Origin of the sequence: Paenibacillus sp. UMB4589-SE434 (assembly GCF_030226685.1) — a bacterium.
Taxonomy (GTDB): Bacteria; Bacillota; Bacilli; order Paenibacillales; family Paenibacillaceae; genus Paenibacillus_B.
In genome coordinates, this window is sequence record NZ_JASOYK010000006.1 from 1 (window position 1) to 20864 (window position 20864).

Sequence of the window (20864 nt, forward strand, 5' to 3'; positions counted from 1 at the left end):
GCCATTAGCTCAGTTGGTAGAGCACCTGACTTTTAATCAGGGTGTCGAAGGTTCGAGTCCTTCATGGCTCACCAGTTATTATTTCTGGTGAGATGCAATAGCATCAACCCCATATGTGCGGTAGTGGTGGAATGGCAGACACGCTATCTTGAGGGGGTAGTGGGCGTACGCCCGTGGAGGTTCGAGTCCTCTCTACCGCACCATAACTTTAATCCAGACAACCTTCGCGATGCGAGGGTTTTTTTGATATTTATTTCAGGGTTAAGTAGAAGGGGGTTATCTAGCCAAGACAGAATGGGATAATGGATCTACTCCTATCCTATTCCAATACGAGGTAGATGCGGCAACGAGTGACTATGTAAATGACACATTAGACGAGAGATACAATGTGGAGAAGTCGCCACCGGGCGCTAGAAACACCGTCATTTCTTCTACAAACGATAATTTTATAACAAAGACATTAACGAGTCGTAAGTTATTGGCTGCTCTTTACTGTATGGGCGGTCATGAATGTATATTATGATAGACGCGGTCATATGGGTTGGGTACTTGTGATGTTCTTGACGAATGCGATCGGTTATTTTGTATATACCTGGTATAAAAAACGACTAATTGTACAATGACAAGATATACATTGAGAGGCTTCTTTGGAATTCACAATTAGCATATGAATGCGTTCGTTTTCCATTTTGTCTTTCTCACGGATTCCTGTTATGATCATAATCATGAACGCGACACGCATCATACTGTGTATGAAGCAGAACGGTTATGTCAACGAGCAAAGAGGTGCAGAAGATGATTATTATTAAGAGCAAGGAAGAAATAGCGAAGATGCATGAAGCTGGCAAAGTGCTGGCTGCCTGTCATAAAGAGATCGCTAAACTGATCCGTCCAGGTATTACGACGCTGGAAATTGATCGCTTTGTTGAGCGGTTCTTGAAGGAGCATAACGCTACACCAGAGCAGAAGGGGTATATGGGTTATCCGTTTGCAACATGCGCATCGGTTAACGATGTCATTTGCCATGGTTTTCCGAACGAAACCGCGCTTAAAGACGGTGATATCGTTACGATTGATATGGTTGTAAATTTAAATGGCTGGTTGGCCGATTCCGCATGGTCCTACGCAGTAGGCAGCATATCTGAAGAAGCGGCTCATCTGTTGAAGATCACGGAACAATCCATGTACAAAGGGATTGAGCAAGCAGTTGTAGGAAATCGTCTTGGTGATATTGCACATGCGATTCAGACACTTGCAGAGTCAGAGGGTTTCTCTGTTGTGCGTGAATTTATTGGGCATGGTATCGGGCAAGAAATGCATGAAGATCCGCAAGTGCTGCATTATGGTCCTGCGGGCAAGGGTACACGCTTGAAGGAGGGCATGGTTCTTACGATCGAGCCGATGCTTAACACAGGCGTATGGCAGAGCAAACGGGATCCTGACGGCTGGACGGCTAGAACGCGCGATGGTGGCTTATCTGCTCAGTACGAGCACACGCTGGCGATAACGGCGGATGGTCCGCTTATTTTAACCAAGCAGGATTAATTATTCGCTAAGCGTATAAGCAAGGTGTAATCTAACAAGGCAAGGGCACCGATCTATGATCGGTGCCCTTGCCTTGTTAGCGATTCTAGTGAATCTAAGCTTTAGGAACGAACATGCTGGCGTAAATCGTGACCATATGCAGTGTCTTTGCTTGCAGGCTAAATGGTCCGGTTTAATTTTAATGGATCATATGACTCCTTATGCAACTGTAACGATAATCGGCTTATCTTTTGTAATAATAATGGTATGCTCGTGTTGAGCAGCTAGACTGTCATCAGGAAGCCGCAGCGTCCATCCATCCGATTGTTCCACTACATAGTCTGCACCTGTAGACAGGAAGGGTTCAATTGTAATGACCATTCCTTCCTTCAGCATACGTTTATCGTGTTTGTTATATACGGGAAGGATTTCTGGTGATTCGTGAATGGCTCTTCCTACTCCGTGACTGCACAGATTTTGAATAACCTTATAACCGCCCCTTGCAGCTTCAGCTTGCATGATGCGTCCAATCTCATTTATCCGTACACCGTGCTTTAAAGCAGAAATGACATTCATCATCGTGTTATGCGTATGTTGGCAAAGTTGGGTAATGGCATGAGTATAGGGAGGTATTTGGAAGGAGTGTCCCGCATCTGCAATATATCCATCCTTCTCCGCACATACATCAACATTAATTAGATCACCGGCTTGTATCACGGTGCTGCCCGGAATGCCATGTGCAATATTACGGTTAAGGCTAATACATGTATGCCCTGGGAAGTTAAATACCTTCTTCGGGGCTGACACGGCGCCGTTGCTGCGTAGAACTTGCTCACCGATCTCGTCCAGTTCTTTGGTCGTCATCCCGGCTTGCACACAGCGTTTCATTTCCGCGATCGTCAAAGCAACAATTCTGCCAATTTCTTGGAGACCATCGATATCCTGTTCTGAACTAATGGTCATTCGTACTCCTCCAAACCAAAGGTAAGTAGTAACCAGAAAGAGGAACCGTCTAAGGCTCCTCTTTCTGGTTACTATTAATTATAGCGTAACTCCGTTACTTAAATACAGACCATAAATGAATGGATGAATGAATTCCCATACCGAGTAAAGGGATGTCTAGATGCTAAGCTCTTGTCAGCACTTGATCGATTCGCTCTAGTGCCCAGTCCAACTCTTCCGTCGTAATGATAAGTGGAGGCGCAAAGCGGATGGTATTGTCGTGTGTTTCCTTGGCGAGCAAGCCTAAGCGCTGCAATTGCTCGCAGTATGGTCGAGCTTGCTCGTTCAGTTCCAGCCCGATTAAGAGGCCACGGCCGCGCAGTTCCTTAATAAGCGGCGATTGCAGCTTGCGAAGTCCGGCCATAAAGTAATCGCCAAGCGTTAACGCACGATCGGCAAGCTTCTCGCTCGTTAGAACATCCAACGCGGCAACGGCGACCGCGCTGCCGAGTGGATTGCCGCCGAAGGTTGAGCCGTGCGAGCCAGGCGTATACGTACCGAGTACCTCGGCATCGGCTGCAACGGCGGACACTGGGATGACTCCACCGCCTAGCGCCTTGCCGAGAATGTACATGTCAGGCACGATGTTTTCCCAGTCGCAGGCGAACATCTTGCCAGTACGGCCTAGACCGGTCTGAATCTCATCAGCAATCAGCAGAACGTTGTGCTGTTTGCACAGGTCCTGTGCTGCTTGAAGGAAGCCTGGTTCAGGCAGAATTATGCCAGCTTCTCCCTGTATCGGTTCAACCAAAAACGCGGCTGTATGAGGTGTTATGGCTTGTTCAAGTGCAGCTATATCGCCATAAGGAATCAGCTTGAAGCCTGGTGTGAACGGGCCGAAGCCGCGTTTGTAAGCCTCCTCAGACGAGAAGGAGGTGATCGTCACGGTACGGCCATGAAAATTGCCGTCACATACGATAATTTCTGCTTGATTTTCAGGGATTCCTTTATGTTCATAACCCCAGCGTCTTGCAGCTTTAATAGCTGTTTCAACAGCTTCGGCACCTGTATTCATCGGGAGAATCATAGCTTTGCCTGTAAGCTTGGAGAGCCGTTCGTACAAATGTCCAAGCTGATCATTATGAAAAGCACGCGAGGTTAACGTCACCTTATCTGCCTGATCCTTTAAGGCTTGAATGATAGCCGGATGGCGATGTCCATGATTAAGTGCCGAGTATGCGCTTAACATATCCAAGTAACGATTGCCTTCCGGGTCTGAGACCCAGACACCTTCCGCTTGCGAGATGACGATTGGCAGTGGGGTATAGTTCCGCGCTCCGTATTTCTCGGTCTGATCGATGATTCTAATTGTATGATTCAAGAGTGGTGCCTCCTTTTATTCATGTTGTAAGGTCACAAAATTTGTTCGCCCAGTAAGGAGCCAATAAGACCAATTGCCAATTGGACGGTGCGCTTATTCGAATCAAGCAGTGGATTCACTTCTACAAATTCAGCCGATGTGATGAGGTTTGATTCATACATAAGTTCAAGTGCCAGATGCGCCTCGCGGAAACTTACGCCTCCGGGGACGGCAGTTCCGGTGCCTGGAGCTTCGTAAGGATCAAGACTATCAATGTCAAAGCTGAGATGGACCCCATCCGTTCCGTCGCCGACAATGCGTAATGTTTGCTCCATGACGTAAGGCATCCCTTTGCGATCGATGTCATGCATCGTAAAGCAGGTGATGCCTGCTTCGCGGATATAATCACGCTCTCCTTGATCGAGCGATCTAGCCCCAATAATGACTACTTTGGCAGGATTAATACGGGAGCTGTGTTGCCTAATTTGCTTAAGCAGCGGGTGACCTTGATCTAGATTTACAGCCAGAGACATGCCATGAATGTTGCCGGAAGGGCTTGTATCTTCTGTATTCAGGTCGCCGTGAGCATCAAACCAAATGACGCCTACATTGTTGTAATGGCGTGTAATGCCAGCCAGTGTACCGATGGCTATGCTATGATCTCCGCCGAGAATAAGCGGGAACTGATCGTGACTTGCGATAGCTGCTACGCGATCTGCCAATGCGCTGTTAAGGGCAACAATCTCGTGCAGATGCTTCAGCTTCTTGCTTGCGGGAGGTTGTTCTTCTATAACAGGCGGAGGGGTTACAGCGCCCTCATCCACCACTTGTAGGTTCAATTGATTTAAATAACGAACGAGTCCAGCTTCCAACAAAGCTGCCGGGCCGGCTTCAGCGCCAGCTCTGGCGGCGCCCTTACCATAAGGGACGCTTAACAACGAAATAGATTTACGGTTCATACGTGGTGCTCCTCTCGAGTGGCGATTATCGTTTTGTTGAGATGAAAGCGTTAACAAATACTTAGGGGTAGATAAGGATGTAGGGGAAGATTCGTGTATTCATGAATGCAGGTGAGATTCTAATTTTATGAAAAATAGATTACGACAATATAGTACGACAAGATGGAGGCGTAGTGCCAGAGCTAAATGCTTGCTTTTATGACGGATGGTGAAGATAAAAGCTTTAAATTTAAGCATTAATAAAGCAGCTGATGTATAACTAGTGTATATATTGGTTGCATAAATGTATAAAACAGGGGTGGATGCATTGTAACATCGTACCAGTATGTGGATATTTTATTTTAGTTCATGAATGGAGTTGAATGTAAATGCATCTATATTAATGGCAAACTGTTTTGAATATTGATAAAAAATATACAGGAAATGAAATTGAATTTTTGTAAATAAGGACTTTACATTCGTCACTGAACACGATACAATAGCAACTGTCCCTTCTAAAAGGTAAAACATGCGGTAGTGGTGGAATGGCAGACACGCTATCTTGAGGGGGTAGTGGGCGTATGCCCGTGGAGGTTCGAGTCCTCTCTACCGCACCATAATTTTCGACAAATGATGTATGTATTGTATATATTTCAACTTCAAACCAATGTTTACCAGGAATTTCTCCTGATAAGCATTGGTTTTTTTGTGCGCATATAGAAAGTGAAGGTAATAGCCTATTTATATTGCTAATATTGATCTAGGGTTCACCGGTCTGGAATAACAGGTCTTTATAACTATGTGTTATAGTAAAAAGTGATCATATGAAAAATATTTCACATTAAATTTGTCCTAACTATTAAGTTTGGTAGAAAAATGTCGAAATATATACTGAATATACTTTTTCATTTTTTCATTTTCATTTCATTACGGAAATATAGATTGGAGAGCGATGTGCCAAATCAACAAGGAGCTGTCATCAAGTCAAAACATTATAGGAGTGAACCAGGTGAATAGACTGAAAAGCATGTCATTTTTTGTGAAAAACTTATTATTAACCTCCGTAAACATCATTTTAATCGGTACGATCCTCATCACGGTCAACTATTTGAATACGGAGTACACATTAACGGATCAGTTGCACAAACAGATCGAAACGGTGACTGATAACTGGGTCAAAGGTCTTGATACGAAAGCGATAGCGGCTGCTATTCAAGAGAAGAATTACGATGGACCTATACAAACAAAGCTTCGCAAGTATTTAAGTGAAGTATCCAAGTATAACCCTAACATTGCACAGGCTTATGTGTTCGGCGTCGAACTTCAGGATGGTAACAAAACCTCTCTAGTGGCAATGCCTAACAATTTAATGGAAGATTTCAAGAAAAATAATGTGAATATCGGGGATCTGTACGAACAGCCAGGAGAAGTTGCCAAAGCACTGGGCAAGATGATGGAATCAGGAGAGCCTACATTTACTAGCTTCTACTCAGACATGTTTGGTACTTGGACTACGATCGCTTACCCACTCCAAGATTCAAGCGGTAAAATTTTCGCTTACTTTGCAGTTGATGCGGATGCAAGCATGGTGCCAGAAGGCCTTCAACGACTCCTTTGGAACGGATTGTTTATTTTGCTTGTTCTTCTGGTTGTGGTGTTAGTTATTCAGTATTACATTGTACGACTCACGTTGTCACCAATTAAAGATCTGATTAAAGGTATAGCAGAAGTCAGTAATGGTAATTTCGACGTTCAGATTAATACAGGCAAAGATGATCTTGGTGTCGTAAATGAGAGATTTAACGAAATGGTGCTTAAAATCCGCGATATGATCGTAAAAGTACAGCAGACGTCGGTCGAAGTGACGGAATCGGCGAGAGGGCTGCTGGCGATTACAGAAGAGAACACGCAGCGAGCTAACGTTATAACGAAAAATATGCAAGAAGTATCGCAAGGCATTCATATGCAGGAGCAAGCAACAACAGACAGTGCGCGTGCGATGGCTGAGATGGCCACTGTCATTCAAACGATCGCAAGCAGTTCTTCAACAGTGTCTGATGAAGCATATGCGATGGAGGAAAAGTCGCTCAAGGGGAACGAAATTGTACAACAAGTTGCGACACAGATGGGATTGATTACGAAATCTGTCGATCATACGTCCAAAGCCATTAAGACATTGGAAGGCCGCTCAAATGAAATTGGAGATATATTACATATCATTACCGGAATTTCAAGCCAGACCAATCTGCTGGCGCTAAACGCATCCATTGAGGCGGCACGTGTAGGTGAACATGGCAAAGGTTTTGCGGTCGTTGCAGGAGAAGTTCGCAAACTGGCCGAGCAATCGGAAAATTCCGCGAAGCAAATTGCGGAACTGATCAGCGAGATTCAGTTGGAAATCGTAAATGCAGTTAAGGCGATGGAGAAAGGCACACAAGATGTGCAAATGGGAATCGTGATTACAGAACAAACGGGACGTCTCTTTAATGATATTTTAAATGCGACCAAAGCGGTAACTGGGCAAATTCAAGATGTCTCCAGTGCTACGGAAGAAATTTCAGCAGGAACAGAAGAGCTGACTGCAACCGTTCAAGAATTGCTGGCGACTGCGCAAACAACTGCGGAGAACAGCAGCGCCATTACCTCTACCGTGGAAGAACAGACGGCATCCATGTCTTCTATCTTACATGAATCGAATCGATTAACTAAGCTGTCCGAACAGTTGGAAGATTTGATTACGAAGTTCCATGTGAGCAAAGATACGAATGCAGATGAGGATTCAAAGTAATCTGGACTAGCAACATGGCCATTAACTTTCAACTATAAAAAAGAGAAGCCTATATTAGAGATAAGGTGTTGGAGGCAAACGTACATGATCGCAACTTCTATGAAACCAAATACACTTGACAAAAATACCATACTGCCTATGCTGCAAGTCCCTTTGGATGCGGCAAGACATTTGCGTACTTACGATTATACTGAGGTATCCTTTGATTTTTCTGGAAAGTGGAATGGCAAGCTGGCTGCTGCAACTCAAGCAGGCCAGCTTCACGCTTTGTTAACGGCTGCATATATGGTATGGGTATACCGGATATCGGGTGAAAAAGAGCTGATGGTGGCTACCAATAGTATGGAGAGACCCTTGAGCGCAGTGTTTGCTACGCTGGAAGGCGGGCAGACGTTCCAAGCTCTGACGGACTTCATACAAGGCCAGTTGGCAAGCAGCCCATTGTTGCATGAAGCTTCAGAAACAGATAGTGTGTTTCAGGTAAATGCACAATCAAGCCGTGATGTTAAACCAATTATTGAATGGAACGTTCATACGGCTAAGCAGCAGTTCTTGCTAAATATTCGATATGATCAGTCTTTGCTGCAGCGTGCAACCGTTGAGCGGTATGCTGTCTATTTCAGTAAAGTGCTTGATGCGGTCATTAATGATCCGAAGGTGCTAATTGGTGGCTTTGATATTTTGACTGAGGATGATCATAAGGTGTACGGGCAGTTAAACAATACCTACGTTGATTATCCTACAGAGCAGACCATTCATGGCATGTTTGAGGCTGCAGTGAACAGATTTGCATCACGAACGGCTATTTCATCGCTCGAAGCTAGTTATTCCTATGCAGAGTTAAATGCCCGTGCGAATCAGGTCGCTCACATGCTGCTAGCCAAGGGATTGCGCAAAGGTGACTTTGTGACGATTTACATGGATCGGAGTCTGGAGACAGTCATTAGTTTGTTAGGCATAATGAAGGCTGGCGGCGCGTATGTTCCAGTTGACCCAGAACATCCAGAGGAACGTAATCAATACATCGTGGAGGATACGAAATCTGCTTTTATTGTGACGAAAGTACAATTTGCGGATAAGGCTGCACATTTATCATCCACGATCTCGACGGTAAAGGAACTTGTTCATATTGATGCTGACCTGAGCGTGTATTCGTCTGCTGATCCGGCAGTAGATGTTCAGTCTGATGATCTCGCCTACATCATTTACACATCAGGTTCGACGGGCAAGCCCAAAGGTGCACTTATTGCCCATAAAGGTGTTGTCAATCTCGGGTTTGTTGTACAGCAGGATTGCCACATTAATGAGCATGAGGTGTTGACCCAATTTGCGACCTACAGCTTTGACGCATCGGTTTGGGATACGGTAGGCGCATTGTTCTTTGGCGCGCATTTGTACCTACTGTCCGCTGAAGAACGTGTCTCTGTGGAAGAGTTTGCAGAGGCCATTGCGCGGACCAATACGACGATCATTACGATCCTGCCGACAGTGTTCTTTAATCAATTGGCGGCACACCTGTCAGATGAAGGGTACAAGAAGCTGTCCAAAGTAAAGCTGATTACGGTTGCGGGCGAAGCACTTTATGGCGAGCAGGTTCGTGCATTCCAGCGTAAGTTCGGTGAGCAGATCGAGATTGTAAACGTCTATGGACCAACGGAGTGTACGGTTTGTACAACTACACATAAAGTGAGTGAGTTAGTACCGGAAACTTTAAGCAATATTCCGATCGGGAAGCCGATTAGCAATTATAAAGTGTATATTGTAAATGAAAATGATCAGCTTTGTCCTGTTAATGTGCCTGGTGAAATATATATTTCAACGGTTGGGCTTGCCAAAGGATATTTAAATCAGCCTGAGCGTACGGAGCAGTCATTTGTGGCCAGTCCGTTTGAGGCAAGTGAGCTCGTATACAAATCGGGTGATATTGCGCGATTGTTGGCTGACGGGACGATTGAGTATGTGACACGTAAGGATTCACAAATTAAAATTCGTGGACATCGGATCGAGATCGGGGAAATTGAAGATAAGTTGGCTCAATATCCAAATGTCCAGGACGTGGCTATTGTTGCGAAGAAAGACGATGAGGATCAAAATGTCCTTGCTGCTTTCTTTACGACCAAGGATCAATCACAGGTATCCATTGCAGATGTACGACTATTCTTAGCAGATAAGCTGCCTTCCTATTTTGTGCCGAAATATATGACACAACTAGAGGGGATGCCGATTTCGCCAACCGGTAAAATTGACCGCAAGGGATTGGCAGCGATGCAGATCGAACAGCAGCAGCTGGCAGAGCGTGTATACGTTGCGCCAGTAAATGAAACGCAGCGCAAAATTGCGGAAGCGTGGGAGCAGGTGCTGCATGTAAAGCCGATTGGCATCCATGACAACTTCTTTGAGGTAGGCGGAGACTCTTTGCGTGTTATTCACGTTCTGGCGCTGCTCAAGCCGCATTTTCCGAATCTGCGAATCAACGATTTCTTCCAATATAAGCTGCTTAGTGAATTAGCAGAGCGTGTACAGATCCTTTCGGAGTTGTCCAGCGTGACGGAAGAAGAGCAGTCAGCGGAGTGGATCATAACGGATTTGAATGAGCATCCTGTCCGGTTAGAAAGCCAACTTGATGCACAGGACTTTAAGCAGCCGCAGCATGTTTTGTTAACTGGAGCAACGGGATACTTGGGATCCCATATCTTATTCGAACTATTGAAACGAACAGATGCCACAGTATACTGCTTAGTCAGACCATCGACGCCAGGTGCAAGCCTCAGTCGGTTGCAGGATACGATGAAGCAGTATTTCGGCGAGACGGTTGCAACTCTTATGAAAGATCGTGTACAAGCTGTTGAAGGTGACTTAGAGCGCGATCATTTAGGGCTGTCCGAGGACGATCAAGACTTGCTGCGTACATGTGTCGATACGATCATTCATAGTGCGGCAGATGTGCGCCATTTCGGAGATGTCGAGCAATTCGCAAAGACCAATGTGGCAGGTACGAAGTTCTTGCTGGATATGGCTATGGCGAAGCAGGGTGTCCGGTTCCACCACGTGTCAACGATGGGCATACCAGAGGATTTGGCACTTGAAGGCAAATGGGATGCGGCGTTGCAGGAGCAGGGGCTCGCAACCGATCTTGCTGCGGAGAATGTATACACGAATAGCAAGCTGGAAGCGGAGAAATTGCTGTTTGCCGCCGCTAAGCAAGGGGCAGCGGTTAATATTTACCGCGCGGGTAATTTGACTTGTCATTCGGAGCATGGTCGCTTCCAGAAAAATATCGACAGCAACGCGTTCTATCGTATGATCAAAGCGATGCTGTTGCTTGGAAAGGCGCCACAAGCAAATTGGTATGTGGACTTCACACCGATTGATTATGCAAGTCAATCGATTGTGGCTTTAGCCTTAAGACCAGACACGATCGGCCAAGTATTCCATATTTGTAATCCCCAGCAAGTATTGTACGCTGACTTTATTGAGCTTATTAATCGCTGTGGATACGACATAGAACTAATGAAGTTTAACGCGTACAGCAACTGGCTGTTTGACGCTGCGATCCCTAAGGATACAGAAGCTCTGCATCTTGCCATGGCTCAGTTGGAAGGGGACGGAGCCAAGAACTCCAACTACCGTTATGGCTGTATGCATACGGCAGCAGCTCTCGCTGAGACAGAGGTCGAATGTGCGCCTGTCGATGAAGGCTTTATTCGACGGATGATTGAACATGCCGTTGCGGTTGGTTATTTCCCACAGGGCTAATCCAACCGTCAAGAGGTTGACGAAGAGGCCATACCCTCCATCTATAAGATGAAGTATTGAAGCCGCCAACTCTACTGAGAAAGTAGGGTTGGCGGCTTTATTGATTTGCTTGGAATTGCTGGATGGAGCTATCCGGTGAGCAGATCAAGAATAGAGGAGGATTGGACTATTTCCCAGCGTGAGGGTTGACAATAGTCCGTAAATCATATATCTTTAATTCAAGATAAATAAAATAAAGATATATAAAAAAGAGAAGCAAGCATTAAATTTAAGAAATAAGAACAGTTTATACCTATGCTGCGATTCAATTCAGAAATACAAGATGATACAGCTCGAACGATTTCGCTCGGAGATTATGTATGTTAGAAATCTTGATATCGAGAATGTAAGAATGGGAATATTTTGTTTAGGCTGATACAAGGAGATAGATATCACCAAAATGTGCTTCACAGATACTACAGCTCTGAGTATCACATCAGGAAGCTATCACCGCACGATATAAAATAAGGAGTGGATTAAGATGACTTTACACACAGCAGGAATTCATCATATCACCGCATTTGCAAGAGACCCACAAGCGAACGTAGATTTTTATGCAGGGGTACTTGGACTTCGATTAGTAAAAAAGACAATTAACTTTGATGCAACTGAGGTATATCATCTCTATTTTGGTAATGAAGCAGGAAGCCCAGGCACAATCATTACGTTTTTCCCATGGCCAGAGTCGCGGCGAGGTCGAGTGGGCGGCGGTCAAGTTGGAGTTACTTCCTATGTTATCCCACCTGGTACGATGGATTTTTGGGAGCAGCGGCTGCACAAGTTCGGTATATCCACGATGAAGGGCTCAAGATTTTCAGAAAGCTATTTACAATTCACAGATAATGAAGGATTGAAATTAGAACTGGTGGAGCGTGAAGCAGGAGTCAATAGTAAGTGGTCATTTGGTGGTATACCGAACGATAAAGCGATTAAGGGGTTTGGTGGGGCTGTACTTTACAGTGTCAATCCGGGCCAAACGATAACTGCGCTGGAGCAGGTGCTTGGACTGGAAAAGGTCGCTGAAGATGTTGGTTATGTTCGTTATAGAGGCACAGGCGATATCGGAAATATCATTGATGTTCCAAGAGCTAGCATGGATTGGGGGAGTGGCGGAGCAGGCACCGTCCACCATATTGCGTGGCGCGCGACAGACTATACCCAACACGAACAATGGCGAGATGTCGTGGAACAGCATGGATATCAGGTAACGCCTGTGATCGACCGTCAATATTTTAATGCAATTTACTTCCGCGAGGGCGGGGGAATACTATTCGAGATTGCGACAGATCCTCCAGGGTTTGCAAAGGACGAATCTGCAGATGCGCTTGGCGAGCAATTGATGCTGCCTGCATGGTTTGAACCACATCGTGCTGAGATTGAAGCGAACTTACTACCTATTACGTTGCGAGAATTGGAAGGGGAACAATCATGATGAAACACATTTTTATTAAAGGCACGGATATCTCGGCACCAACGCTTGTGCTATTCCATGGTACAGGTGGAACAGAACGTGATCTTCTACCGCTGGCTACTATTATTTCACCACAGTCATCGGTATTAAGCCTAAGAGGAAATGTGCTGGAGAATGGCATGCCTCGATTCTTCAAACGGCTGGCAGAAGGTGTGTTTGATGAAGAAGATCTCATATTACGCACGCAGGAGGTCTATGCTTTTCTAGATGAGGCAGCACTTCAATATGGATTTGATCGAAATCATTTAATTGCGATCGGTTATTCCAATGGTGCTAATATCGTAGGCAGCTTGCTGTTCCACTATGCCGACTCCTTAAGAGGGGCAGTACTTCACCATCCAATGGTACCGCGTCGCGGCGTAGAACTGCCGGATATGACGGGAATGCCGATCTTCATCGGGGCGGGCAGCAACGATCCGCTCTGCACTCCACGCGAAACAGAGGAGCTGCAGGTGCTGCTTGAAGGCGTGGGTGCAGCTGTTAGGGTACATTGGGAACGATTCGGCCATCAGCTTACAGCTCAGGAAGTGGATGCAGCAGCTGCTTGGTTTAAAGAACACGTTGCAGTAGATTAAGCAGGTGCAAGCAAATGGGGGATATGATGATTACAATTGATCCAACGGTGCAAACCGATCATGAGAATTACAAATTGCTAATCGGGAGTGTCATTCCGCGGCCGATCGCTTTTGTAACGACGCTGTCGCAAGAGGGCACGCTAAATGCTGCCCCGTTCAGTTACTTCTCAATCGTGGCAAGCCAACCACCATTGTTGTCTATATCGGTGCAGCGCAAAGCTGGCGCAGTCAAGGATACGACCAGAAACGCGATTGATCGCGGTGAACTGGTGATTCACATTACAGATGAATCGATAATAGAGCAGGTCAACCTTACAGCGGCCAATCTTGCTCCAGATGAGAGCGAGGTTGATCGGACACAGTTGACTCCAGTGCCAAGTGATTTGATCGCTGTACCGGGCATTAAAGAACCTAAGATTCGGATGGAATGCAGGTTGGAACAGGTGATTCCTCTTGGTGGTGCAGGCGAACAGCCTGCCTGCGATCTATTGATAGCGCGGGTTGTTCGGTTTCATATTGCGGAGGATGTGTATGAAAATGGCCGCATTTTAGCAGAGAAGCTGAATCCGATTAGCCGTATGGCAGGTCATGATTACACGAAGCTTGGAGAGAAGTTTATTTTGACACGGCCAGAGTGAACGAGAGAGTTTTAGAGTTATTATTTAAAATAAGAGCCAGTTAAACAAAACAGCATCCGTTCTTACCTTTAGCAGGCAGCGCGGATGCTTTCTCCTTTATATAAGCCAGGTCTACAGTTATTTTGCGAAATTAAGCAATACAACACCACCGATGACCAGCAGGATACCTACACCTTGTAAGGTGCTGAGTTGGTCTTTAAATAAAAAGTATCCTATAATCGCCGTGAGTGCGGTGCCGATACCGGCCCAGATTGCATATGCCGTTCCGAGAGGGAGCGTCTTTAAGGTTAATCCCAGCATGTAGAAAGCCGTTCCATAACCTGCAACAACTCCAAGAGAAGGCCAAAGCCTGCTAAATCCATTCGAATATTTGAGCATGGTGCTCCCGAATACTTCTGTGACAATGGCAACTGCCAAAAATATATACCCTTGCATCGTAAAACTCCTTTATTCCTGTTCAGGTTCGTTATTACCTAGATAAGTAAGCTGCATAAGCTGCTCTGATACTTTTGCGCGCATTTGAGCATCTAGCGGGGCCAAGTGAAGCATTTCAGCAAACCATAAACCGTCAACTGCTAAGCGGATTATAGTAGCCAAGACAGGATCGAGGCCATCCTGCTCCAACTTCTGCTGCATAAATTCATAGTGCTCGCGCGTAAGCGACAAGAGCTGTGGATTGGTTAACAACGCTGCCGCAATCCCTGTATTTAAGTCGGTCTGATATAATTCGTCGCAAGCAGATGCCTTAATCATGGCGCGTGTCCAGCTCCCTGGTCTGGGATTCTCCTCCTCAGCATAGGCACGTACATCGTTGTAATACCCTTGGGTCGTATATTCCAGCAGCGCTTTAACAAGTAACTCTTTGCTGCCGTAATGATGCAGCAGTCCTCCTTTGCTAATGCCTGCTTGGGTGGCAACACCTTCTAGGGTCAAATGCTGCACACCTTGCTTATTGACGATATAAATGGCAGCCTTCATGATTTTCTCGCGTGTTTGTTCAGATTTTGAAGACATAGGATGCCCACCTCCAGCATTAATCCGTCAAAATGAAAAACGTTTATATAACTAGAATACAGGTTACACTACAAACCGTCCAGACGGTTTGTAGTGTACGATCACACGCCTATACAAAATAGAGCATGCAGATTTATGACAGAGAATCACCTTCAAAAGAGGGCGATGTCATAAAAAAAGAAGCCGTATGCTCCACAATGTGATGTACACGGCTTCTCTATTAGGCATGGTATTTATTCCAGTTTTGTCTGCTGGCACTTAACCAGCAGGAACTATGCACATGCAAATGTGAGGCCCTGTTAAGTAGAAATTGGATCAGGCAGCCTTGGAAGCAGCATCTGAGTTTTTTTCACCTAAGCCGTTAAAGATCAGATTCAGCACAATTGCCGTAAAAGTACCTGCTACGATGCCATTACCGGTAAGAATTTGCAAAGTGGTAGGAAGCTGGGCAAACAAGCCAGGAACAGTTGTTACACCAAGGCCCATACCAACGGAACAAGCTATAATAAACAAGTTTTCGTGCCGATTTAAGTCTACCTCTGCGCCTAGCATTCGCATGCCTGAGGATACGACCATACCAAACATCGCAACCATGGCGCCTCCCAGTACGCTGTGCGGAATAAGAGTTGCAAATGCAGCGATTTTGGGAACGAATCCGAGTAGGATCAACAGACCGCCAGCTACTACGATAACGTCTCGTGTCTTTACGCGGCTCATTTGCAGCAGACCGACATTTTGCGAGTAGGTGGTATACGGAAATGAATTAAAGATCCCTCCAAGCATAATAGCGAGCCCCTCAGCACGGTATCCACGCGACAAATCTTTGGAGGTTACGTCCTTTTCCAGTATTTTGCCGAGCGCCATAAATACGCCTGTTGATTCTGCCACGCTTACAATAGATACGATTATCATGGTCAGAATGGGAGTAATCGCAAATTCAGGCGATCCGAAATAAAACGGCTTTACCATATGGAACGTCTCAGCTGCCGATACTTTAGCAAAATCGACCAGACCGAAGAAAGAGGCTGCAAGCGTCCCGATAAACAATCCGATCAGAATGGATACGGAGCGAAGAAAGCCGGAAGATAGCTTATTCATTAGAATAATGAAGATTAAGACGCCGAACCCGATACTAAGATTTTGCAAGCTGCCGAAATCTGAGGCGCCGCTTCCGCCACCCAAGTCTGTGAAAGCAACCGGGATTAAGGTCACGCCAATAATGGTCACGACTGAGCCTGTCACTACGGGCGGGAACAAGCGAATCAGCTTGCCGAACACGCCGCTGCACAACACGATAAAGAGGCCGGAGGCTAGGATCGCGCCATATATATACGACACTCCATAATCGGGGTCGCTACCAATTGCAATCATTGGGGTTACGGCTTGAAATGCGCACCCAAGCACAACCGGGAAGCCGATGCCAAACCATTTATTTTTCCATACTTGGAGCAATGTTGCTACGCCGCACATTAACAGGTCAATAGCAACCAGGTAAGTAAGCTGCTCCTGGGTGAAATGCAGAGCTCCGCCTACAATAAGGGGAACGATAACCGCACCTGCATACATAGCGAGTACGTGCTGCAGTCCAAGTGAGAATGTTTGAAATGGATGGCGATTGCGCTGAAAGACGCGATCTTCTGGTTGCATGACAACTTTTCCTCCTCAAGGTGAAAGCATATATGGGTCTACTTCAATAATTACTCTTCTACAAATTGTACTTGTCCGTTATGGAGAGATTTGATTCGGGCCAATGATTCAACACGATAACCGGCTTCTATTAGATTTCCGCGGCCAGGCTGAAACGATTTTTCAATGACGATCCCGATGCCAGCCACGGTTGCGCCGACCTGCTCTGCGATGCGAGCAAGACCGAAGGAAGCTTCTCCAACCGCCAAGAAGTCATCGATAACAAGCACATGGTCATTCGGTGACAAATATTTTCGTGACACGGTGACATCGTTAGTTGTCTGTTTCGTAAAGGAGTGCACTTTTTCAACGATCAGGTCCTCGGTTAGCGTCAGGGATTTTTGCTTGCGAGCGAAAACAAGCGGCACATTTAATACAAGTGCTGTCGTTAATGCGGGAGCAATACCGGAAGATTCAATTGTGAGAACTTTTGTAATCTTCTGGTCTGCAAACCGACGCGCGAATTCTTTACCCATTTCCATCATTAACACAGGGTCCATCTGGTGATTCAAGAATGAATCTACCTTTAGTACGGTCTCGCTTAGTACGATACCTTCTTGTGAAATCTTGTCTTTGAGCATTTTCATAATGGGACTCCTCCTTGGATGTTAGGGTGCACAGAACACGAAAAAGCCTGATCGAGCAGTATCAGGTGCGATACCGGCAACATCAGGCTGAAGAGCTTGTTCGTCAACGAGGGATTGAAGGGTGCAGGTATGCGACTAGCGCAGCTGACGGACTTCTTTCCTTCCGTATGTATGAACAGTTAACTCCCGTAGTCCGATCATTTCGGTGATCTGGTAGAAACGAACAGGCCTATTCCTGCACATATACGAGAAATATCAGTTTAATTGTTCGGAAAAATAGACATATCCCAGTATACTTGATATTAGGGCAGGAAGAAAGAGGTCAATTAAGGTAATACAGAGAAAGTCACGGACGAAAGCAAATGGCTGTGGTACAATCAGGATAAGTTTGGCATTCAATGGATAATCAAACTATGTATTTGATAGATACGTCGATATTAAAGGAGATGGTTGCCATGCAATTACATGATGGATACAAGCTGGTTGTAATTGGTGATTCTATTACAGATTGTGATCGAGTGCGTCCTGTTGGTGAGGGGAGCGCCAATAAGCTGGGCAACGGTTATGTTGCGCTGCTGCATGCACTGCTTCAGACTGAACATCCAGCTACCTTGATTCGACTCGTCAATATGGGGGTAAGCGGTAACACGGTGAGAGACCTCAAGCGCCGCTGGCAGGACGATGTGATTCAATTACAACCTGATGGTGTTATCATTTGTATCGGAATTAATGATGTATGGCGCAAATTTGACGCGCCTTGGATGCCAGAGCATGCTGTCTATGCGGAGGAGTATGAGGCTACGCTGCGTCATCTGGTATATGATACATTAGCGTGGCAAGTAGATGTCATGCTGCTGACGCCGTTTTATGTAGAACCGAATGAGCAAGATCCGATGCGGGCAGAGATGGACCGATACGGAGCGATCGTGAAACAGATTGGTGTGGAAAATAAAATAAAGGTTATCGATATACAGGCTGTTATGAATGAGATGCTGGAGCATCTGTATCCTTCCGTTATCGCAGGTGATCGTGTACATCCGGGCACAACAGGACACTTAGCGATAGCAAAGGCTATATTTAAGCAGCTCATCCTATGAGAAAACAGAGCTTTTATTCACGAGTGTTGAATAGGGGCTCTTTTTTGTACGAGATCAAGTGATTTGATAAAATAACAGGTGTTATGATGTGTAAGGTATGAGAAGGAGTGATCATGAAAGGGTATGATATGGACAACGGATGGTCTTCTCTTTCTGCTTGGATTAATGCTTCTTGTTGGGGTTGTCGGTGCCAAGATGACCAATAAGCTTAACGTGCCTTCACTCGTTCTGTTTATCGTATTGGGGATGGCATTGAACCCATTTATTTATTACGACAATGCAAACCGGACACAATTGTTTGGCATTTTGGCGCTAATCGTCATTTTGTTTGAAGGCGGGATGCATACGAACTGGAGCAGGATGCGGCCTATCTTGTCTCCTGCATTGTCTTTATCTACTATTGGAGTGGCAGTCACAGCAGGTTTGGTGGGGGTATGTGCTAAGTTTATCCTTCAACTGGATTGGTTGGAAGGACTGTTGATTGGCGCTATCGTCGGATCGACTGATGCGGCGGCTGTATTCTCCGTATTGGGCGGCAAGCCGATTCGGCGTACGTTAAAGGCTACTTTAGAAGCGGAGTCAGGTACAAATGATCCGATGGCCGTCTTCCTAACCATTACAATAATTACACTTATTCAACAACAAGAAGCGATTTCATGGGTAAGAATGATTGTACTTTTTGTCTGGCAAATGGGAGCTGGTTTGCTGCTCGGCCTTCTTTTTGGTTATTTGTCAGTCCAGTTACTGAATCGTATACGTCTCGATAATGCCGGCTTGTATCCCGTACTTGCCATAGGACTCGGCATCTTCTCGTACAGTGGAGCGGCTTTAATGGAATGCAGTGGCTTTCTTACCGTCTATGTGATGGCCATTATTCTAGGTAATGCGGATCTTACTTATCGGTTTTCGATTATTAGGTTTAACGAGGGCTTTTCCTGGATGATGCAGATCATGATGTTTATTTTACTTGGCTTGCTTGTGTTTCCGCAGCAGCTGCTTGGTATTGCATGGCAAGGCATGGCATTATCCCTTATTCTTATGTTTATTGCGCGACCTATTGGAGTATGGCTAAGCTTGCTATTTACGAAGTTCAATCGTAAAGAAAAGACGTTGATTGCATGGGCGGGTCTCAAGGGGGCTGTCCCGATCATATTAGCGACCTATCCATTAACGGCACATTTAGAAAATGGAAAGTTGTTTTTTAACGTTATTTTCTTTGTTGTTCTGACATCTGCACTGCTTCAAGGCGCAACGATCTCGCCTTTGGCCGGAAAGCTCGGACTTGCCAGGGGAAGACAGGCTGATCATGTACATACGATTGAACTACTGCCTGGCTTGGATACACATATGGATATGATTTGCCTTAAAGTCTGGGCAGGCTCCGTTGTGGAACACGCTACGCTGGCTGAGCTGACACTTCCAATGAACACTTCCGTTACCGCTGTAATGAGGGACACACAGGTGATTGCGCCGAATGGAGCAACTAAGTTCCAGGCAGGGGATATGGCTTATGTACTTATCGCAAAACATAATCATGAACAGGTCAAGGCGATGTTCCAACGCCATTTGAGACATTACGAGGACGAAGATGATGAATAATTATAAATGAACATTTAAACATATACTAATATTTATTTAATTATGCCATTAAATCTATAGTTTATCTACTGTTTACTGATGCACATCTAGTGCACAATATAGGCAGGTGCATGTATGCGTTTTCAACGCGATGCTTAATAAAACCGTCATTCCTGTTCAGTTTAACGGGGCATGCTCCATCTCCAGGGGATGAAACACAGCTGGTACATCCGTATCCCCCCAAGATCGATAGATGTTAAATATTGTGTTTTATCCTCTGGCTGAGCGCATTTGCACACTGCATTTGCGCTTTTTTATGTTGCAAATTCGACATTTAACAAGTTTTTTTGAATTTTTATGTGAAAATTGCAAAAAAGTCTTTTGAAATGAATCCAAACTGCCGATATTATTATAGAGGTTATACCATTAAGAAGGAGTGGGCTAAGTTGGCGTTAACCTATGAAGCAATCAAAAAAACATTTAAGCACGTTGGGTACCATCCAGGCCGATATTTACATATCGTGGACGTGACATGCAAGACTATAGATTTTGATTACAGTGAGAAAGAGCGAGTAGATCAACTCGTGATTGGCTCTGAGGAACCTATGGCTGAACCGCAATTGCGGACAACATCGAGAGAGAAGCTCATAGAAGAACATCCTGACTTTCAGTTTTATCGCGAAGTGGAAGTAATTGGATTGGATATCGTAGAAGCTTTTGACCGCGAGTTGGTTTAATCCCCTTAAAATGTCTTACATGCTATCAGCACATTACTTTACTACCTTTTGCATCCACGAATTTAAACAGCATAGATTATGGATTAAAGTGACAAGTAGATGGGATATCGTTAACACGTCACCTTTGTCCAACA

Annotated in this window: 17 protein-coding genes, 2 tRNA genes and 1 riboswitch; of the genes, 12 read left to right on the forward strand and 7 right to left on the reverse strand. The window is 45.3% G+C overall.

Annotation, left to right across the window (positions count from 1 at the left end; genetic code table 11):
* Positions 1-117 precede the first annotated feature (117 nt).
* A tRNA-Leu gene (locus QP775_RS18735) sits at positions 118-203 on the forward strand.
* Between the two features lie 592 nt (positions 204-795).
* The gene (gene map, locus QP775_RS18740) at positions 796-1545 is read left to right on the forward strand and encodes a type I methionyl aminopeptidase (protein WP_285108639.1); all 750 of its coding nucleotides are present in this window, start codon (positions 796-798) and stop codon (positions 1543-1545) included.
* Between the two features lie 198 nt (positions 1546-1743).
* Here the strand turns inward: map (QP775_RS18740) and map (QP775_RS18745) are convergent, their stop codons facing one another.
* The 3 genes from map (QP775_RS18745) to rocF all read right to left on the reverse strand — a co-directional run bounded on the left by map (QP775_RS18745) (position 1744) and on the right by rocF (position 4785).
* Entirely contained in the window at positions 1744-2487 is a 744-nt protein-coding gene (gene map / locus QP775_RS18745) for a type I methionyl aminopeptidase (RefSeq protein ID WP_285108332.1), read from the reverse strand.
* Positions 2488-2650: 163 nt separating this feature from the next.
* A complete protein-coding gene (locus QP775_RS18750) occupies positions 2651-3847 on the reverse strand; it encodes an ornithine--oxo-acid transaminase (protein ID WP_285108334.1) in 1197 nt (398 codons plus the stop codon).
* 32 nt (positions 3848-3879) lie between these two features.
* Positions 3880-4785, reverse strand: a complete 906-nt coding sequence (gene rocF / locus QP775_RS18755; RefSeq protein ID WP_285108337.1) for an arginase — start codon at positions 4783-4785, stop codon at positions 3880-3882.
* 510 nt (positions 4786-5295) lie between these two features.
* Between rocF and QP775_RS18760 the strand changes: the two genes are divergently transcribed.
* The 6 genes from QP775_RS18760 (at position 5296) to QP775_RS18785 (ending at position 14031) form a co-directional block, all read left to right on the forward strand.
* Positions 5296-5381: transfer RNA gene (locus QP775_RS18760), tRNA-Leu, on the forward strand.
* Between the two features lie 392 nt (positions 5382-5773).
* Positions 5774-7552 (forward strand): methyl-accepting chemotaxis protein, encoded by a 1779-nt coding sequence (locus QP775_RS18765; protein ID WP_285108339.1) that lies wholly within the window; start codon positions 5774-5776, stop codon positions 7550-7552.
* 99 nt (positions 7553-7651) lie between these two features.
* Complete coding sequence (locus QP775_RS18770; RefSeq protein ID WP_483312031.1) at positions 7652-11308, forward strand: non-ribosomal peptide synthetase family protein; 3657 nt, start codon at positions 7652-7654, stop codon at positions 11306-11308.
* A 520-nt stretch (positions 11309-11828) separates the two neighbouring features.
* Positions 11829-12779: a ring-cleaving dioxygenase gene (locus tag QP775_RS18775; protein ID WP_285108343.1), complete on the forward strand. Its 951-nt coding sequence runs from the start codon at positions 11829-11831 to the stop codon at positions 12777-12779.
* Positions 12779-13393 (forward strand): alpha/beta hydrolase, encoded by a 615-nt coding sequence (locus QP775_RS18780; protein ID WP_285108641.1) that lies wholly within the window; start codon positions 12779-12781, stop codon positions 13391-13393. The genes QP775_RS18775 and QP775_RS18780 overlap by 1 nt, the downstream gene beginning before the upstream one ends.
* A gap of 26 nt (positions 13394-13419) precedes the next feature.
* On the forward strand, positions 13420-14031 hold the full coding sequence (locus QP775_RS18785) for a flavin reductase family protein (RefSeq protein ID WP_285108643.1): 612 nt from the start codon (positions 13420-13422) through the stop codon (positions 14029-14031).
* Positions 14032-14148: 117 nt separating this feature from the next.
* On the opposite strand, the gene QP775_RS18790 is transcribed toward QP775_RS18785, so the two are convergent.
* The 4 genes from QP775_RS18790 to QP775_RS18805 all read right to left on the reverse strand — a co-directional run bounded on the left by QP775_RS18790 (position 14149) and on the right by QP775_RS18805 (position 17318).
* Entirely contained in the window at positions 14149-14466 is a 318-nt protein-coding gene (locus tag QP775_RS18790) for a DMT family transporter (RefSeq protein ID WP_285108345.1), read from the reverse strand.
* A 12-nt stretch (positions 14467-14478) separates the two neighbouring features.
* Positions 14479-15045 (reverse strand): TetR family transcriptional regulator, encoded by a 567-nt coding sequence (locus QP775_RS18795; protein WP_285108347.1) that lies wholly within the window; start codon positions 15043-15045, stop codon positions 14479-14481.
* 315 nt (positions 15046-15360) lie between these two features.
* The gene (locus QP775_RS18800) at positions 15361-16692 is read right to left on the reverse strand and encodes a nucleobase:cation symporter-2 family protein (protein ID WP_239329885.1); all 1332 of its coding nucleotides are present in this window, start codon (positions 16690-16692) and stop codon (positions 15361-15363) included.
* 50 nt (positions 16693-16742) lie between these two features.
* Positions 16743-17318: a xanthine phosphoribosyltransferase gene (locus QP775_RS18805; protein WP_239329883.1), complete on the reverse strand. Its 576-nt coding sequence runs from the start codon at positions 17316-17318 to the stop codon at positions 16743-16745.
* A 26-nt stretch (positions 17319-17344) separates the two neighbouring features.
* On the opposite strand from QP775_RS18805, the gene QP775_RS18810 reads away from it, so the two are divergent.
* The 4 genes from QP775_RS18810 to QP775_RS18825 all read left to right on the forward strand — a co-directional run bounded on the left by QP775_RS18810 (position 17345) and on the right by QP775_RS18825 (position 20730).
* Positions 17345-17527 carry a hypothetical protein gene (locus tag QP775_RS18810; RefSeq protein WP_285108350.1) on the forward strand — a complete coding sequence of 61 codons (183 nt, stop codon included), beginning with the start codon at positions 17345-17347 and terminating at the stop codon, positions 17525-17527.
* Positions 17488-17587, reverse strand: a riboswitch (purine riboswitch). It overlaps the preceding gene by 40 nt.
* Before the next feature lie 186 nt (positions 17588-17773).
* Positions 17774-18415, forward strand: a complete 642-nt coding sequence (locus QP775_RS18815) for an SGNH/GDSL hydrolase family protein (protein WP_285108352.1) — start codon at positions 17774-17776, stop codon at positions 18413-18415.
* A 123-nt stretch (positions 18416-18538) separates the two neighbouring features.
* Positions 18539-20014, forward strand: coding sequence for a potassium/proton antiporter (locus tag QP775_RS18820; protein ID WP_285108354.1), 1476 nt, complete (start codon positions 18539-18541; stop codon positions 20012-20014).
* A gap of 338 nt (positions 20015-20352) precedes the next feature.
* Entirely contained in the window at positions 20353-20730 is a 378-nt protein-coding gene (locus QP775_RS18825; protein WP_239329876.1) for a hypothetical protein, read from the forward strand.
* Positions 20731-20864: the final 134 nt, after the last annotated feature.

Bases quoted from the DNA above. Each gene is read 5' to 3' on its own strand.
- QP775_RS18795 (WP_285108347.1), bottom strand. From the start codon at position 15,045: ATGTCTTCAAAATCTGAACAAACACGCGAGAAAATCATGAAGGCTGCC.
- QP775_RS18790 (WP_285108345.1), bottom strand. From the start codon at position 14,466: ATGCAAGGGTATATATTTTTGGCAGTTGCCATTGTCACAGAAGTATTC.
- QP775_RS18805 (WP_239329883.1), bottom strand. From the start codon at position 17,318: ATGAAAATGCTCAAAGACAAGATTTCACAAGAAGGTATCGTACTAAGC.
- map (WP_285108639.1), top strand. From the start codon at position 796: ATGATTATTATTAAGAGCAAGGAAGAAATAGCGAAGATGCATGAAGCT.
- map (WP_285108332.1), bottom strand. From the start codon at position 2,487: ATGACCATTAGTTCAGAACAGGATATCGATGGTCTCCAAGAAATTGGC.
- rocF (WP_285108337.1), bottom strand. From the start codon at position 4,785: ATGAACCGTAAATCTATTTCGTTGTTAAGCGTCCCTTATGGTAAGGGC.
- QP775_RS18775 (WP_285108343.1), top strand. From the start codon at position 11,829: ATGACTTTACACACAGCAGGAATTCATCATATCACCGCATTTGCAAGA.
- QP775_RS18785 (WP_285108643.1), top strand. From the start codon at position 13,420: ATGATTACAATTGATCCAACGGTGCAAACCGATCATGAGAATTACAAA.
- QP775_RS18820 (WP_285108354.1), top strand. From the start codon at position 18,539: ATGATATGGACAACGGATGGTCTTCTCTTTCTGCTTGGATTAATGCTT.
- QP775_RS18780 (WP_285108641.1), top strand. From the start codon at position 12,779: ATGAAACACATTTTTATTAAAGGCACGGATATCTCGGCACCAACGCTT.
- QP775_RS18815 (WP_285108352.1), top strand. From the start codon at position 17,774: ATGCAATTACATGATGGATACAAGCTGGTTGTAATTGGTGATTCTATT.
- QP775_RS18770 (WP_483312031.1), top strand. From the start codon at position 7,652: ATGAAACCAAATACACTTGACAAAAATACCATACTGCCTATGCTGCAA.
- QP775_RS18800 (WP_239329885.1), bottom strand. From the start codon at position 16,692: ATGCAACCAGAAGATCGCGTCTTTCAGCGCAATCGCCATCCATTTCAA.